This is a genomic window from Marivita sp. S0852 (genome assembly GCF_046591575.1).
Taxonomy (GTDB): Bacteria; Pseudomonadota; Alphaproteobacteria; order Rhodobacterales; family Rhodobacteraceae; genus Marivita.
The window spans coordinates 438,293-453,807 of record NZ_JBIQWA010000004.1; the positions used below are offsets into that span (position 1 = coordinate 438,293).

The following is a 15,515-nucleotide window of genomic DNA, read 5'->3' on the forward strand; positions in this document are numbered from 1 at the left end:
GTCGGGGGGTGCGTTGCGGTGATCCGGTTTGAAAAGCGCCCACAGCCGTCGAAAATGTGGATCTACCTGACACCGGTTTTGGCCGTGCTGCTGACCATGGTGTTCGGGGGCATCATGTTCGGGCTGATTGGTACGTCACCGGTCGAGGCGATCCGCACGATTTTTTGGGACCCGCTGTTTCATCCGCAGTTCGCGGGCTTTTCACGGCCTCAGTTGCTGGTGAAGGCCGGGCCGTTGATCCTGATTGCAATCGGATTGTCGATCGGATTTCGCGCCGGGATCTGGAATATCGGCGCTGAGGGTCAGTACATCATGGGCGCGATTGTCGGCGCGGCTGTTGGACTGGCCCTGTATCCGCTGGACTCTGCCTTGATCCTTCCGCTGATGATTGTTGCGGGGGCGCTGGGGGGATGGGTGTGGGCCGCGATCCCGGCCGTGCTCAAGGTTCGGTTTGGGACCAACGAAATTCTTGTTTCCTTGATGTTGGTCTATGTGGCCGAGACGATTCTTGCGGCTGCCGCGTCTGGCTTTCTGCGCAGTCCGGATGGAATGGGCTTTCCCGGATCGCGCAACCTGGCGCAATGGACATCCTCGCAGAACCTTGAGGTAATCCCCGGTACCGGGATGCATCTGGGGGTACTGACAGCGTTTCTGGCGGTGATCCTCGCGTATGTTTTACTGACGCGTCATATTCAGGGGTTCAACATTCGGCTGTCTGGCGAAGCCCCGCGCGCGGCGCGATTCGCTGGTGTGTCTCCTGCGCGGACGGTGTTTTTCTGTCTTGGCCTGACGGGTGTATTGGCGGGGATGGCGGGTTTGTTCGAAGTTACCGGACCGGCGGGGCAGATCACAATCGACTTTGGATCAGGCTATGGATTTACCGCCATCATCGTGGCCTTTCTGGGCCGTTTGCACCCGGTTGGCATTTTGCTGGCGGGGCTGTTGATGGCGTTGACCTATATCGGCGGGGAACTGGCGCAATTGATGCTGGGCGTGCCGGGCGCGTCGATCCAACTTTTTCAGGGGATGCTGTTGTTCTTCTTGCTGGGTGTGGATGTCCTGACCAATTACCGTATGCGGTTCGGCAGTGCAGAGGCGCGCGTATGACGGACGCGCGTCTCACGACAGGTCTGGCGCTGTGTGCCGCGCTCTCAGGTGCGGTCCTACGGCTTGCCGACAGTGTCGCGCCCGGATGGTACGTGACGGCGTTCGCAATCATCGCAATCGTCCTGTTCGGGTGGATCGCGGTAAAAACACGCTTTTCCTCCCGGCGCTACACACCAGCCATATGGCGCGTGCAATGGGCTGCGATTGCGTTTGTTTTTGGCTTTAATCTTACCAATTGGCTGGAAGGGTTTGCCTGATGGATCTGAGCAGCATTAATCCGACGCTTCTGGTGGCTTCCTTGATGGTGTCGGCCACGCCGATCCTGCTGGCCGCCATTGGCGAGATGGTGGTCGAGAAATCCGGCGTTCTGAATCTTGGCGTCGAAGGCATGATGATCACCGGTGCGGTGATCGGCTTTGTTGTTGCGATCAACACAGGCTCTCCGATTTTGGGGTTTGTGATTGCGCCGCTTGCGGGGGCGTTGGTGTCTTTAAGCTTTGGCATCCTGACGCAGGTCTTTTTATCCAATCAGGTGGCGACCGGTCTTGGGCTCACGCTTGTGGGGCTTGGCCTGTCTTCTCTGATCGGCAAACCCTATGAGGGTATGAAAACCGAAACGCTGCCAAAGCTTGATATCCCTGTTCTTGGGGATCTGCCGGTTGTGGGTCAGATGCTGTTCAGCCATGACATCATGGTTTACCTTAGCCTGCTGCTGGTGCTCGCGGTGTGGGCGTTTCTGAAATATACGCGGCTGGGCCTGATCCTGCGTGCCGTGGGCGAAAGCCACGAATCGGCGCATGCTTTGGGGTACAAGGTGATCCGTGTGCGTCTGGCCGCCATCATGTTCGGCGGAGCCTGTGCGGGATTGGGCGGTGCCTATCTGAGCCTTGTGCGTGTGCCGCAATGGACCGAAGGTATGACCGCCGGTTCGGGATGGATTGCCCTGGCGATTGTTGTCTTCGCAAGCTGGCGCGCCGGTCGGGTGCTGGTGGGCGCATATCTTTTCGGCGGCATCACGGTGTTGCAGCTGAATCTGCAAGCGGCGGGGCTGACGTGGGGCGTGCAGTACTTGTCCATGTCCCCGTATCTGATAACGATCCTGGTGCTTGTTCTGATTTCGTCCAATCGCAAAAAGGGCAGCCATAACGCGCCCGCCAGCCTTGGCCAGACATTCCACGCGACCCGCTGACACAACCGGGCGCGATATACCAACGGGGCATCTGCCGCCCCATCAACAGGGAGACCACCCATGATCCGTAGAACTTTGCTTGCGACCGCGGCTGCCGCCGCCACGCTGGCCGCCGCCCCCGCCCTGGCGCAAGACCCGACCGAGGCGTGTTTCGTCTATGTCGGCCCCATCGGCGATGGCGGCTGGACCTATCAGCACCATCAGGGCGCTTTGGCGTTGAAAGAAGAGTATGGCGATGCCGTCAATATCCGCTGGCAGGAAAGCGTGCCGGAAGGTGCCGACGCCGAACGTGTGATCACGCAGATGGCCTTGTCCGGCTGTGACATCATCTTCACCACATCGTTTGGCTATATGGATGCGACCAATGCGGTTGCCGCCAAGTTTCCCGATGTCATGTTCGAACATGCCACCGGCTATAAGCGCGAGCATCCGAATGTGTCGACCTATAACGCGCGGTTTTATGAAGGCCGTGCGGTGTTGGGCCATATTGCCGGCAGGATGACCAAGACCAACAAGATCGGCTATATCGCGTCGTTCCCGATCCCAGAAGTGATCATGGGCATCAACAGCTATTACCTGCACGCGAAAAAGGCCAATCCCGATGTCGAGCTTGTGGTGACCTGGGCCTATACGTGGTTTGATCCCGCCAAAGAGGCCGACGCCGCGCGCGCCATGCTGGATCAGGACGTGGATGTGATTACCGCGCATACCGATTCAACCGCACCATTGGCGGAAATCGCCAAAGCGGGCGGTTCAGCCATTGGCTTTGGTCAGGCATCTGACATGTCAGCCTTTATGACCAATGACGACGGCACTCCGGGGCCGCGTGTGGCATCGATCATCGACGAGTGGTCGCCCTACTATATCAAACGCGTCGGTGAGTTGATGGATGGCACCTACGAGCAAATCGACAGCTGGGCGGGCATGCCGGAAGGCGAAGTTGTCATCGGCGAAATGACCGAAGCAATCCCGGAAGACATCCGCGCCGAGGCCCAGGCCCTGATTGATGCCATCACAGCAGGCGAATACCACCCCTTCACCGGGCCGATCAACAAACAGGACGGAACACCCTGGCTGGCCGAGGGAGAGGTTTCGGACGATGGCACGCTTCTTGGAATGGGGTTTTATGTCGAAGGGATCACCGGAGATATTCCGAACTGATCTGGCCGACAAGCACACATGCGCGATCCGACGGTCGGTTTTTTGCCTACCAGGCACGCGCCAAGACCAAAAACCCCGCTTCGGCGGGGTTTTCTTTGGTTCGGTGCGACAGAGTTTTACAAGACCCGCGACGCGTGCTGTCCTAGTCAACCTGCACGGACATCAGATATCCAACCAGATCGGCAATCGGTTCTGACACAAGCATCGGCTGGCCGGTGGGCAATTTCATCGGTGTGTTCGCAACGCCCTCGAAATATGGTCCGTAGACCGGCATCGGAGAACCATGGCTGACCAGGGGATCGGTGCCATCAATCCGCTTGAGGACACGCTCTAACGGAAACTCACCGTCATTCTTGGCCGAAAGTTCGGTCAGATTGCTTGGTTGCAACACCAGCGCCGGGGCCAATGGACCCAGCCCATCGGCGTCGCCGCCATGACAGTTTGCGCAATGCGTCTGAAACAGCGCGCGGCCTTGGTCGACGTCTTGCGCGGCAAGCGGCATGGCCGACAGGCAGAACGCCACGAAACAGCCTATGGATCGTCGCATGGGATATCTCCTTCTATCCAGAACCACTGTCAGGCTAAAGGATCGTCCGGATCTTGGCGTTGATTGGGATCAATGCCCCAGGATCACATACCAACAGTCCAAAGGGCCCACTGTTCTTGCGCAGGTTTTCGCCTGGCGTGGGGTGCCCCCTAGTCGTCAAGCGATCCATGCACCGCCAGCAAAGCCATATCGGCCTCTTGCGGCTCGATCACGCGAAAGCTTTCCTTGACCCCCACTTCGGTCAATTCGCGCGTGACCGTCAACAGCGTGTTGGGGCGGTGTTCCTCGCACAGATCGGCCATATGCGCGATTTCGGCGTCAGCCACGGCCCTGGCCGCGTCGACCGACGGCGCGCCATAAAGATCAACGAAATGCTGTGCCACGCCAGACACCAGCGCGTCACGTTCGGCGGGTTCGATTTGCGTGACGGCAACAAAGCTCACCCGTCCAAAGGTTTCGGCCCCCAGCCACCCATTGGTGAAGGATTGTTTGGCTTTGCCGCTCAGATCCGCGTCTGTCCAGTTGGAAAACTCAAAACCGCCGGATATGCACCATTCTCCGGTGCGGGCTGGCGAATGAAAGACGCGCTGATCGCTCTCGTCAAAATGAATGGCGCGGGCGAGGTTCATCTGCGGGTCTCCAATATGGTGGTCAGTGGCAAGAGCATGGTCTTGTCATCGTTCCGAAGCAAGAGGCCAAGCTGTTCATCCAGTCCCAGGAAATGGCCCGTCTGTCCAAGACAGGTGATATCCTGTCCCATCCCATGCGCCAGACCGGCCCATTCGCGGTGGACCGGTGCGATGCCGTCTTCCTCCCAACGATTGACCCAGTTCAAAAGGTGACGTGACCAGCTTTCCAAAAACTGGACCGGATCAAAACCGCCGCAGCCTTCGCTGTGCAGATCGGTTTCACCCGGCGTGTCACCACCGTCCATATTGGGGCGGGCGAACACCAGTTCCACGCCGGTCACCAACCAGGCTGGGTGCGCATCGGGTGTGACGGTATCCGTTGCCGCCTTAACATGCCCACAGGTCGCGCCATTGACGCGGACCGCTCCGCCCCACTCAAGATGGACCGCCAGTTCAGAGGGGCCCAACGCGCCAAGGGCGTTTTGCACGGCAATTCCCGTGATGGGCAGCATAATGGCAGCCGCCGACGCCGACACCTCTGGGGCAAACACAATAGCCGCGCGGCACGTTTCGGGCGTGATGTCGTACAGAACTGTTCCGGCGTCACAGCCGGTGATCGCCTCGGAACAGGCGGCGTCAAACGGATCGGCACCCGCCGCATGGATGCCTTGCATCAGCGGCGGGAACGAAGGTTGAACCATCATGCTTTGCCGGCATCAATCAGATCGCGGGCCAGCTTGCGAAACACGTCTGCCTGCGGTGCGTCGGGTTGCGACACGACAATCGGCGCACCGCCATCCGCCGCCTTGCGGATATCAAGGTGCAACGGGATTTCCGCAAGCAGTGGCACACCAAGTTTCCGCGCCTCGGTCGCCACGCCGCCATGCCCGAAAATATGTTCTTCGTGCCCGCAATTGGAACAGATATGCGTGGACATGTTTTCGATCAGACCAACGATGGGAACCGACATCTGGTTGAACATATTAATGCCTTTGCGCGCATCCAGAAGCGCAACGTCCTGTGGCGTAGACACCACGATCGCTCCATCGACACTGGCCTTTTGCGACAGGGTCATTTGCACGTCACCGGTGCCGGGCGGCAAATCAACCAAAAGCACATCAAGCGCGCCCCATTGCACCTGCATCATCATCTGTTGCAACGCACCCATCAACATCGGGCCTCGCCAGACAACGGCCTGACCTTCGTTCACCATCAGCCCCATCGACATCATCGTCACGCCAAAATTGCGCATCGGCAGGATGGTTTTGCCATCCGGGCTTGCGGGCCGCCCTGACACGCCCAGCATCCGCGGTTGTGACGGACCATACACATCCGCATCCAGCAGACCGACCCGGCGGCCTTCGGCAGCCAGTGCGCAGGCCAGGTTTGCCGACACGGTGGATTTTCCGACGCCGCCTTTGCCCGAGGCGATTGCCACAATGCGGTCGACACCCGGGATGCGGTCCGGCCCCGATTGTTTCGGCTTGCCAGCCGCTTTGAGATCGGGCGGAGGTTTGGGTGCGGAATGTGCCGTCATCACCGCCGATACAGAGACAGCCCCGAGCGCCTTGACCGCGTCTTCTGCGGCTTGGCGCACCGGCAGATACGCCTGGGATTGATCCTGCGCCACCTCCACCACGAACCGGACCGAATCGTCGTCCACATTCAGGGCGCGCACGATTCCGGCGGACACGATGTCCTGGCCCGTGGCCGGATCGGCCACAGTTTTCAATGCGGTCAGAACCGCGTCACGTGTGAGTGCCACGTTAGTCCTGTCCTGTGATTTTGCCCGTCACGACATGTTCCAGATCCAGCCCGTCGACCGTCAGAACAACTTTGGCGTCAAAGGTTTTTCCGCTTGTGTCAGCGTCGCGCATGGCGTCTTCGATGGCTTGCTGGGATGTGACGCCCACTTGTTTGAGAAATTTGCGCATGGACATGTTGAATTCTTCGCTCATCGGTTCCCTCCCTGATGCTAGGACCATTCGCTCAAGAGCAAGAGCGTTGACGGGTGTAAGCCACCACCCTTAGGCTTTCAAGCAAGGAGGCGGCGCGGAATGGACAGATTTGCAAAAGATATATCTTGTTTCGCACTTTTTTGCACAATCGTGGCGCTTCCTGCCGCCGCGCAGGACTTTCCCAAGAACAAGGCGTTCACCATGACCGCGCCAGCCGCATTGATTGAAAGTGGTTTGCTGTCTTATATCATGCCGCGCTTTTCGCTAAAAACCCAGACGCGCATCACGCTTGTTGATCCGGGTGTGGCTGCTGATGCCGCCTTTGGCGATGTCGGTTCTGCGGCTTTTGAAGGACTGGATCAAGTCTGGCACCTGGACACCAAAGGCGACCCCGACGCCCAAGCCTTTGCCAAATGGCTGCTCTCGGATGTCGGGCGTACCACGGTGGACAGCTACCGGATCAATGGCACCCAGACATTTACATCCCGGATCGAGATCAAAGAAGAGGGGGTTGCCGTCACCTATGACGGAGATGCCCTGCGCGGCGAAGAGGTGTCGTTGTCCTATTGTGGACGCTGCCATGTGGTGAACGAGAAAAACCGGATGAATTCCATAGGCTCGACCCCGTCTTTCGCGGTCCTGCGCACGTTTTCCGATTGGGAATACCGGTTTCAGGCGTTTTATGCGCTTAACCCCCATCCCGCTTTTACGCAAATCGCGGATGTGACCGCGCCGTTTGATCCAACCCGACCGTCCCCCATTCAGGCGTTGGAGATGACATTGGATGATCTGGATAACATCATGGCCTTCGTTCAGGGGATCGCCCCCGCCGATCTGGGGCGTCCCGTCCAGACATTGCATCCCTGATCAACAAACGGCCCGACCAAAGCCTGGATTGTGTGTTGCGACTTCGGTGTCAGTGGTCGCGTCGTTTGGAAGACGGTTCTATCTGGTCGCGGTCTTTCAGATAGTCATCCGTGGTGCGCGGCACACGCGGTTCACCATTTGAAAACGGATTGTTCTGGGAATGGTACTGCGCCTGGATGCGGCAATTGTCACACATCTGGATCATCTTGGCGGCGTCGTTCGTGGCGAACATCGCATGTTTACCCGCCAGCTTTTCAGTGATCCTTTCGATTGTCGACTTCACGCCGAACAATGCGCCGCACTCGATACAGGCGAACGGTTCTTCTTCGTTCAGAACAACCTGCGACAGCGCAGTGTCTGTCAGGTTCATGCGCGGTTCAAGGCTGATGGCGTCTTCGGGGCAAATATTGGCGCACAGACCGCATTGAAGGCAGGCATCTTCCTGAAACAAAAGCTGCGGCAGGTCGGGGTTGTCGCCCAGCGCGCCGGACGGGCAAAGCGACACACAGCTCAGGCACAATGTGCAGGCATCCGTGTTCACCAGAACCGCCCCGTAAGGCGCATGTTCCGGCAGCTCCAGAACGTCTTGATCGGGGTTCAACGTCCTGGCCGCAAGGCGTGCTACCTGACGGCGCGTGCCGATTGGCAAGGCGAAAGGCGCGGCTTGCGCCGCTTCCGATGTTGCAAAAAGGTGGTCGCTCAGGGCCTCGGGATCGGGTAAGTCCAAAAGCTGCACACGCCCTTGCCCTGCCAAAGCACAGGCCAGACGCGCTTCATGATCCGGGGTGTCGCGTTCGGTTCGCGGCGACAGCAAAACATCGACATGTGCAAAACCGGTACTGAGCGCTGCCACCATTTCGGCATGACCGAACCCGGCCAGGTTTTCGGTTTCAAACGGGATCACATCGGCTGGCAATCCCCGGCCAAAACGGGCCGCAAGGCGGATCATTTCGGCCCCGTGCTCTGCATCATGCACCAAGAGACGCGGCGAGTGCCCGCCCGCTTTGCGATAGGTCGCCGCAAGCGTGTCCAGCCGGCGGAACACCACAGAGACCGGCGGGGCGTCATAGGTGATGGCCCCTGACGGGCATAGCGCGGCACAGGCCCCGCACCCGGCGCAGATCATCGGGTCAACCGACACATGATCACCCGCTGGCGTGATCGCGCCGGTCGGGCACACATTCAGGCATTTGGAACATCCCGATTGCTCCGCGCGGCTATGGGCACACAAGGCCGGCTCAAGCGCGATATAGAGCGGTTTTTCAAATGTTCCGATCATCTGCACCGCATCGGCCAATAGCGCCGCAACAGCGCCGGGTTGCCGCGGGTCGGCGCGCAAATAGCCGTGGCGTTTATGCGGTGCCGGGACCATCGCGGTCCCACCTGTCAAATCCACGACAATGTCGCAATCGGACACCGCCCCGTCCTGCGCAGGCGTGAAGTCAAAGGCCCCACGACCTCCGGGCTGCAGCTGTGAAAAGGCGTCGATCCTGACCGAAAAATCGCCCAACGCACCGGTCAAGGACCGCACCGTACCACGCACAACGTCAAACCGGCGGTCCACCGGAACCTCGGTGCTGTCGGTTTGAAGTACGGTCACCGCCAGCGTGTCGCAAAGCTGCGCGGCGGTGTCGAAGACAGTGTCGCCTGCGCCGACCACAAGACAGGTGCCTTCACTGATCACATCCACCGATTTTGACATCGGGATGTTAAGCGCGGCCTCGGCGGCCAGTGCGGCTTGTTTCGGGCCTGCCATGTGGCCCTGATCGCTCCACCCTGCGCGATCCCGCAGATCGACAAAACCGGGAGCATCCACGTCAAGCTCGTCTGCCAGCATCTCGAAAAACGCGCGTTCCTGCTGACAGGCCACAATGACATCACCGTCCGAAAGCGCCTTGGCTGATATGTTGGCCTCGCTGCCGCACAGGTTGGTATAAACGCGTGACGGCTCAAGCGATGTGGCCTCAGCGATCTGGCTGGCATCAAGGGTTTGGCTGCCAAGGCAATCGCATAAAACAAGTTTGGTTCCCATCACGGCCCTTTCCCGGCGCTGCGTCTTGTCCGAAGGTCGGAATTTTTCCTACCCAATGTGTATGCTATCCAGAAGTCAACCGCGCCCTTGGTGCCGGATAGGGAAGGACACTGTTTGACGACACGCGACAGCCGCTCGATTGAAATGCCGGTGGGCGTCACGTTACAGCGTAAACCCGGTGTGACGCGTTGGCAAAAATGGATTTGGGAACCAACCGCGCTTTTGCCTGGTGCGGGTCCGGCCGATTGGAAACTGTTGCGCCAACACGGGGATATCGCCGAATATCACATCGGGACGCTGCCGCTGACGCTTTGGCGGACCGATGCCGAAGCGTATCGCGTCAACCTCGCTGAACCGGTGGTCTGCGCTTACGTCGTTTTACAACCAAGCGACGGCGCATGGCCCTATGCGTTAAAGCTGGTGACCGCCAATCCCAACGAAGCCATGCAATATGCCGAAGGGGGGGACGATCTGGTCGAGAAAGTGCCGATGCCGCCCGCCCTGGTTGCCTGGGTTCAAGACTGGACCGATCGCCACTTTGTCGAAGAGCCTTTCAAGAAGCGCAAACGCAAACGGTATCTTGAGGACAAGGTCGAAGATGGCATCGGAGATCACCGCATTTCGCAGGACAGCGATGTGTACCGTGCCCCGTCACGAGACAGGAAGCTGGGGTCATCATGAAACAACGGTCCAATTTCTGGTCACGCCGCAAACAGGCGGTCGAAGCAGAGGCGCTTGAAGAAAAAAGGGACGCGGCAGACGCAGAAAACAGAGCAGTTCAGGCAGAGCTTGAGGAAAAACCGGACCAAGAGGTTCTGGAAGAGTTGGGCCTGCCCGATCCGGACACACTTGAACCGGGACAGGACATTTCCGGTTTCATGCAAAAGGCTGTGCCGGAACGATTGCGGCAACGCGCCTTGCGGCAGTTGTGGAAGCTGAACCCCGCGCTCGCAAATCTGGATGGGCTGTGTGACTACAATGACGACTTCACCAACGCCGCCACCGACGCTCCGGGCGTTGCGACGGCCTACCGGGTGGGCAAGGGCCTTCTCAAGCATATCGAAGCGCTAGAGGCCGAAGAAACGCGGACACGGGCAGAGATCGCGGCCAAAGGCCTGGATAACCCACAGAATCTCTCGGATTTGCCATCAGATGACGGCGACACGGAAGAAGCGGAATTTGTGCAAAAATCGGAAACCTTGCAGGATTCTGCAAATGCCGCGCCCGCATCTACGACCATGGTCCCAGATGCCGCAGAATATCCGGATGGCACACCATTGGATACAATGGAACAAGAACATCTGCGTCCCAGACGGATGCGCTTTAGAATAGAAAGTGAAACAGGATGAGCATGAGCACCGCTCAAGCAACGCCTTCGGTTTCGGAAGAGGATCGCCTGCGCGCCGATCTGTACAATTTTCTTGGCTTGATCCTGTCCGGCCCCCCCGATGAATTGCTGCTTGCCCAGACCGCAGGGTTGTCCGGCGACGAGACAGAGCTGGGAACGGCCATTGATCGGCTTGCCGCCTGTGCCGGAACAACAAAGCCCAAACAAGCGGAAAGGGAATTCAACGCCTTGTTTATCGGTCTGGGTCGCGGTGAACTGTTGCCCTATGCCAGTTTCTATCTGACCGGGTTTCTGCACGAAAAACCGCTTGCCGTGCTGCGCAATGACCTGTCCGCGCGACGCATTGAACGCGCGCCGAATGTGTACGAACCCGAAGACAATATCGCAACTTTGATGGAGATCATGGGCGGGCTGATTGTTGGGCGCTTTAGTGATCCAGCAACACTTGATGATCAAAAGACCTTTTTCAATCGCCACATCGCCCCCTGGGCCGGGCATTTTTATGCCGATCTCGAAACGGCGAAAACAGCCATGCTTTACAGCGCCGTTGGATCGGTCGGGAAGGCATTCATGGAAATTGAACGCGAAGCGTTCAGACTGACCTCGGCCTGAGCCGGGATCGAAACCGGCGGGCAACCGTCACCCTTAGCGGCCCCCGCCGCATCATTTGGAAGAAAGGAAGGAGACTTCCATGACAGAGAAACCCGACGCGACATCCAGTCGCCGCGATTTTCTGAAACTGGCTGGCACCGCAGCCCCGGCCGCCGTTGCGGCTGTTACCATTACAGGCACGCAAGCTGCGGCTGACGAAACACCAGTTGCAGACGGAAAAATGCAGGACACCGCACATACCCGCGCGTATCTGGAAAGCACTCGGTTCTAACGCCGCGTGCCTCACCTCTTCCTGACGGCAGAACAGACGTTACCGCCGCAGGACGCAACCCAGCTTTAGGGCGCCGCGCGCTCAGGTAGCCAACGAGGGACATCATGCTTAGAAAGAAAACCGGAGGTCTGGCACGGCGCACAGCGCGCACTGGTCTGATCTCGGATATCTCCAATAAATCTGTCGACAGACGCGCATTTCTGCGGGGGTCAGGGCTTGCCATCGGTGGTTTGGCCGCCATCAGCGCCACGGGCGGAACCGTCACACAAGCAAGCGCTGCCGGGGCCGTCAAAGGTGCAGTAGAGACGGTCAAGTCCGTCTGCACGCATTGCTCGGTCGGCTGTACGGTAATCGCCGAAGTCAGCAACGGCGTCTGGATCGGGCAAGAGCCCGGTTGGGACAGCCCGTTCAACCTTGGCGCACATTGCGCCAAAGGCGCTGCTGTTCGCGAACACGCCCATGGTGAACGTCGCCTCAAGTACCCGATGAAGAAAGAGGGTGGTGAGTGGAAGCGCATTAGCTGGGAACAAGCCATTGACGAGGTTGGTGACAAGATGCTGGCCAGCCGCGATGCGCATGGACCGGACTCGGTGTATTGGCTCGGCTCGGCCAAGCACAATAACGAACAGGCGTATCTGTTCCGCAAATTCGCGGCCTACTGGGGCACCAACAATGTCGACCACCAGGCGCGGATTTGTCACTCAACCACTGTTGCGGGCGTGGCGAACACATGGGGCTACGGTGCCATGACCAACAGCTACAATGACATCCACAATTCCCGCGCGATCTTTGTCATCGGTGGCAACCCGGCCGAAGCGCATCCGGTGTCGCTGTTGCATCTGCTCAAAGCCAAAGAGCAGAACAATGCGCCGGTTATCGTTTGCGACCCGCGCTTCACACGCACAGCTGCGCATGCGGACGAATATGTCCGCTTCCGTCCCGGCACCGACGTGGCACTGGTTTGGGGCATCCTGTGGCACATCTTTGAAAACGGTTGGGAGGATAAGGAGTTTATCCGCACCCGCGTCTGGGGGATGGACCAGATCAAAGAAGAGGTTGCCAAGTGGACCCCCGAGGAGGTCGAGCGCGTCACCGGCGCACCCGGCTCTCAGCTTGAGCGCGTGGCCCGCACCATGGCCAACAACCGTCCGGGCACCGTCATCTGGTGCATGGGCGGGACCCAGCACACCAATGGCAACAACAACACGCGAGCGTATTGCGTGCTGCAGTTGGCGCTTGGCAACATGGGCACCTCGGGCGGCGGAACCAACATCTTCCGCGGCCACGACAACGTGCAGGGCGCGACGGACCTTGGCGTTCTGAGCCACACCCTGCCAGGCTACTATGGCCTGTCGGCAGGGGCCTGGGCGCATTGGGCCCGTGTCTGGGGCGAAGACCTTGACTGGCTCAAGGCGCAGTTCCATTCCGAAGGGTCCGGCGAAGACGCCAAGAACCTGATGAACAGCACGGGCATCCCGGTGTCACGTTGGATCGACGGAGTTCTGGAAGATCCCGAAAACATCGACCAGCCCGACAATGTCAAGGTCATGGTTTTGTGGGGCCACGCGCCCAACTCTCAGACCCGTATGACCGAAATGAAAACAGCGATGGAAAAGCTGGACACGCTTGTCGTGGTTGATCCGTTCCCGACCGTTTCGGCCGTTCTGCATGACCGGACGGATGGGGTGTACCTTCTGCCGGCGGCGACGCAGTTTGAAACCCGTGGCTCTGTCACTGCGTCGAACCGGTCTTTGCAGTGGCGCGACAAGATCATGGAACCGCTGTTCGAGGCCAAGACCGACCACGAGATCATTGGCCTGTTTGCCAACAAGTTCGGCTTTGCGGACCGGTTGTTCCGCAATATTGAAATGGAAGACGAAAACACCCCGGTTGTTGAAAGCGTCACGCGCGAATTCAATAGAGGGATGTGGACGGTCGGCTACACAGGCCAGTCGCCAGAGCGGATGAAGCTGCATATGGCGAACCAGCACACCTTTGACCGCACAACGCTTCAGGCAATTGGTGGTCCGGCAGATGGCGATTACTACGGTATGCCATGGCCCTGCTGGGGCACTGCCGACATGAAGCATCCGGGCACACCAAACCTTTACGATATGTCCAAGCCGGTCTCAAAAGGGGGTCTAACCTTCCGTGCGCGCTTTGGCGTCGAACGGGATGGCGACAATCTTTTGGCCGAAGGCGTGTATTCGGCAGGATCGGAAATTCAGGACGGGTATCCGGAATTCACCTACCAGATGCTCAAGGATCTGGGCTGGCACACCGATCTGACAAACGAAGAACGCGCCTTTATCGCCAAGGCCGCGGGTGTCGAGGGGTTTGCCGACTACACCAAAGAAGTTGGTGAGGCCGGCATGTCGCCCTTCCCGTCCGACTTTGACGATCAGGTTGCCAAAGTGAACTGGAAAACCGACCTGTCCGGGGGCATCCAGCGTGTCGCAATCGCACATGAATGCGCGCCGTTCGGCAACGCCAAGGCCCGTGCGGTGGTCTGGACGTTCCCCGATCCGGTGCCGCTCCATCGCGAACCGCTTTACACGCCGCGCTACGATCTGGTGGCGGATTACCCGACCTACGAGGACAAGAAATTCTACCGCCTGCCGACGCTTTACAAGTCGATCCAGGCCAAGGATTTCTCGGGCGAGTATCCGATCATCCTTACATCCGGCCGTTTGGTCGAATACGAGGGCGGCGGGGACGAAACCCGGTCGAACCCATGGCTGGCTGAACTTCAGCAAGACATGTTCGTCGAGATCAATCCGCGTGACGCCAACAACCTTGGTGTGCGGGACGGCGCGCAGGTCTGGGTCGAAGGCCCGGAAGGCGGCAAGGTCAAGGTGATGGCAATGCTGACCGAACGGGTTGCACCGGGCGTCGCGTTCATGCCGTTCCACTTTGGCGGTCATTTCCAGGGCGAGGACCAGCGGTCCAAATATCCGGAAGGGGCCGATCCCTATGTGCTGGGTGAATCGACGAATACGGCACAGACCTACGGCTACGACTCGGTGACGCAGATGCAGGAAACCAAGTCGACGCTTTGTAAAATCGTTGCAGCGTAAGGAGGACCAGACACATGGCACGCGCTAAATTTCTTGTCGACGCCGAACGCTGCATCGAATGCAACGCCTGCGTCACAGCCTGTAAGAACGAGCACGAGGTTCCGTGGGGGATCAACCGCCGCAAGGTGGTGACGATCAACGACGGCAAACCCGGTGAACGGTCAATCTCGGTCGCTTGTATGCACTGTTCAGACGCGCCCTGTATGGCCGTCTGTCCGGTGGATTGCTTCTATCAGAACGAAGAAGGTGTGGTCCTGCACTCCAAGGACCTGTGCATCGGCTGTGGCTACTGCTTTTACGCCTGCCCGTTCGGCGCACCGCAGTATCCGCAAGCGGGCAACTTCGGATCGCGCGGCAAGATGGACAAGTGTACCTTCTGCGCCGGTGGCCCGGAAGAAAACCACTCGACTGCCGAATTCGCAAAGTACGGCCGAAACCGCATCGACGAAGGCAAACTGCCGATCTGTGCGGAAATGTGTGCAACCAAGGCGCTTTTGGCGGGTGACGGAGATGTGGTCTCTGGCATCTACCGAGAGCGGGTTGTGGCACGCGGCTTTGGTTCTGGCGCGTGGGGATGGGGCACTGCCTACGATCAAAAAGGCGGCTGATCTTTCCGTTGATCGAAATCTGAACGCATATCGCCCCGGTGGAAACGCCGGGGCGGTGTGAGTCACTGGGCGGCCGGGTCAGCCCGAGGATGACGGGCGCGGCGGGTAA

At 59.1% G+C, this 15,515-nt stretch carries 17 protein-coding genes; 11 read left to right on the top strand and 6 right to left on the bottom strand.

Annotated elements, in window-relative coordinates; translation table 11 throughout:
- Positions 1–18: 18 nt before the first annotated feature.
- Genes ACG74X_RS11245 through ACG74X_RS11260 form a run of 4 tightly spaced genes read left to right on the top strand, consistent with a single transcriptional unit; the run spans position 19 to position 3,457 of the window.
- Positions 19–1,107, top strand: a complete 1,089-nt coding sequence (locus ACG74X_RS11245) for an ABC transporter permease (RefSeq protein ID WP_411234834.1) — start codon at positions 19–21, stop codon at positions 1,105–1,107.
- The gene (locus ACG74X_RS11250) at positions 1,104–1,364 is read left to right on the top strand and encodes a hypothetical protein (RefSeq protein ID WP_411234836.1); all 261 of its coding nucleotides are present in this window, start codon (positions 1,104–1,106) and stop codon (positions 1,362–1,364) included. The genes ACG74X_RS11245 and ACG74X_RS11250 overlap by 4 nt, the downstream gene beginning before the upstream one ends.
- Complete coding sequence (locus tag ACG74X_RS11255) at positions 1,364–2,296, top strand: ABC transporter permease (RefSeq protein ID WP_411234837.1); 933 nt, start codon at positions 1,364–1,366, stop codon at positions 2,294–2,296. Before ACG74X_RS11250 ends, ACG74X_RS11255 begins: the two co-directional genes overlap by 1 nt.
- A gap of 60 nt (positions 2,297–2,356) precedes the next feature.
- Positions 2,357–3,457, top strand: coding sequence for a BMP family ABC transporter substrate-binding protein (locus ACG74X_RS11260; RefSeq protein ID WP_411234838.1), 1,101 nt, complete (start codon positions 2,357–2,359; stop codon positions 3,455–3,457).
- Positions 3,458–3,599: 142 nt separating this feature from the next.
- Here ACG74X_RS11260 and ACG74X_RS11265 read toward each other — a convergent pair whose 3' ends face one another.
- From ACG74X_RS11265 to ACG74X_RS11285, 5 genes are all read right to left on the bottom strand, one after another.
- Entirely contained in the window at positions 3,600–4,004 is a 405-nt protein-coding gene (locus tag ACG74X_RS11265) for a c-type cytochrome (protein WP_411234840.1), read from the bottom strand.
- 149 nt (positions 4,005–4,153) lie between these two features.
- Positions 4,154–4,633 (bottom strand): DUF6505 family protein, encoded by a 480-nt coding sequence (locus ACG74X_RS11270; RefSeq protein WP_411234841.1) that lies wholly within the window; start codon positions 4,631–4,633, stop codon positions 4,154–4,156.
- Entirely contained in the window at positions 4,630–5,337 is a 708-nt protein-coding gene (locus ACG74X_RS11275; protein ID WP_411234842.1) for a DUF4444 domain-containing protein, read from the bottom strand. The genes ACG74X_RS11270 and ACG74X_RS11275 overlap by 4 nt, the downstream gene beginning before the upstream one ends.
- Positions 5,334–6,398: an Mrp/NBP35 family ATP-binding protein gene (locus ACG74X_RS11280; protein ID WP_411234843.1), complete on the bottom strand. Its 1,065-nt coding sequence runs from the start codon at positions 6,396–6,398 to the stop codon at positions 5,334–5,336. Before ACG74X_RS11280 ends, ACG74X_RS11275 begins: the two co-directional genes overlap by 4 nt.
- A 1-nt stretch (position 6,399) precedes the next feature.
- Positions 6,400–6,591 carry a DUF6494 family protein gene (locus ACG74X_RS11285; RefSeq protein WP_411234844.1) on the bottom strand — a complete coding sequence of 64 codons (192 nt, stop codon included), beginning with the start codon at positions 6,589–6,591 and terminating at the stop codon, positions 6,400–6,402.
- 150 nt (positions 6,592–6,741) lie between these two features.
- On the opposite strand from ACG74X_RS11285, the gene ACG74X_RS11290 reads away from it, so the two are divergent.
- Positions 6,742–7,458, top strand: a complete 717-nt coding sequence (locus ACG74X_RS11290; RefSeq protein WP_411234845.1) for a hypothetical protein — start codon at positions 6,742–6,744, stop codon at positions 7,456–7,458.
- 49 nt (positions 7,459–7,507) lie between these two features.
- On the opposite strand, the gene ACG74X_RS11295 is transcribed toward ACG74X_RS11290, so the two are convergent.
- Entirely contained in the window at positions 7,508–9,490 is a 1,983-nt protein-coding gene (locus tag ACG74X_RS11295; protein ID WP_411234847.1) for a 4Fe-4S binding protein, read from the bottom strand.
- A 114-nt stretch (positions 9,491–9,604) separates the two neighbouring features.
- Here ACG74X_RS11295 and ACG74X_RS11300 point away from each other — a divergent pair, with 114 nt between their 5' ends.
- From ACG74X_RS11300 to fdh3B, 6 genes are all read left to right on the top strand, one after another.
- Complete coding sequence (locus ACG74X_RS11300; RefSeq protein ID WP_411234848.1) at positions 9,605–10,171, top strand: DUF3305 domain-containing protein; 567 nt, start codon at positions 9,605–9,607, stop codon at positions 10,169–10,171.
- Positions 10,168–10,839 (top strand): DUF3306 domain-containing protein, encoded by a 672-nt coding sequence (locus ACG74X_RS11305; protein WP_411234850.1) that lies wholly within the window; start codon positions 10,168–10,170, stop codon positions 10,837–10,839. Before ACG74X_RS11300 ends, ACG74X_RS11305 begins: the two co-directional genes overlap by 4 nt.
- Positions 10,836–11,450 carry a molecular chaperone gene (locus ACG74X_RS11310; protein ID WP_411234851.1) on the top strand — a complete coding sequence of 205 codons (615 nt, stop codon included), beginning with the start codon at positions 10,836–10,838 and terminating at the stop codon, positions 11,448–11,450. The genes ACG74X_RS11305 and ACG74X_RS11310 overlap by 4 nt, the downstream gene beginning before the upstream one ends.
- A 79-nt stretch (positions 11,451–11,529) precedes the next feature.
- Complete coding sequence (locus ACG74X_RS11315) at positions 11,530–11,721, top strand: twin-arginine translocation signal domain-containing protein (RefSeq protein WP_411234852.1); 192 nt, start codon at positions 11,530–11,532, stop codon at positions 11,719–11,721.
- Positions 11,722–11,825: 104 nt separating this feature from the next.
- Positions 11,826–14,798 (top strand): formate dehydrogenase subunit alpha, encoded by a 2,973-nt coding sequence (locus tag ACG74X_RS11320; protein ID WP_411234853.1) that lies wholly within the window; start codon positions 11,826–11,828, stop codon positions 14,796–14,798.
- A gap of 14 nt (positions 14,799–14,812) precedes the next feature.
- Complete coding sequence (gene fdh3B, locus ACG74X_RS11325; protein ID WP_411234854.1) at positions 14,813–15,406, top strand: formate dehydrogenase FDH3 subunit beta; 594 nt, start codon at positions 14,813–14,815, stop codon at positions 15,404–15,406.
- Positions 15,407–15,515: the final 109 nt, after the last annotated feature.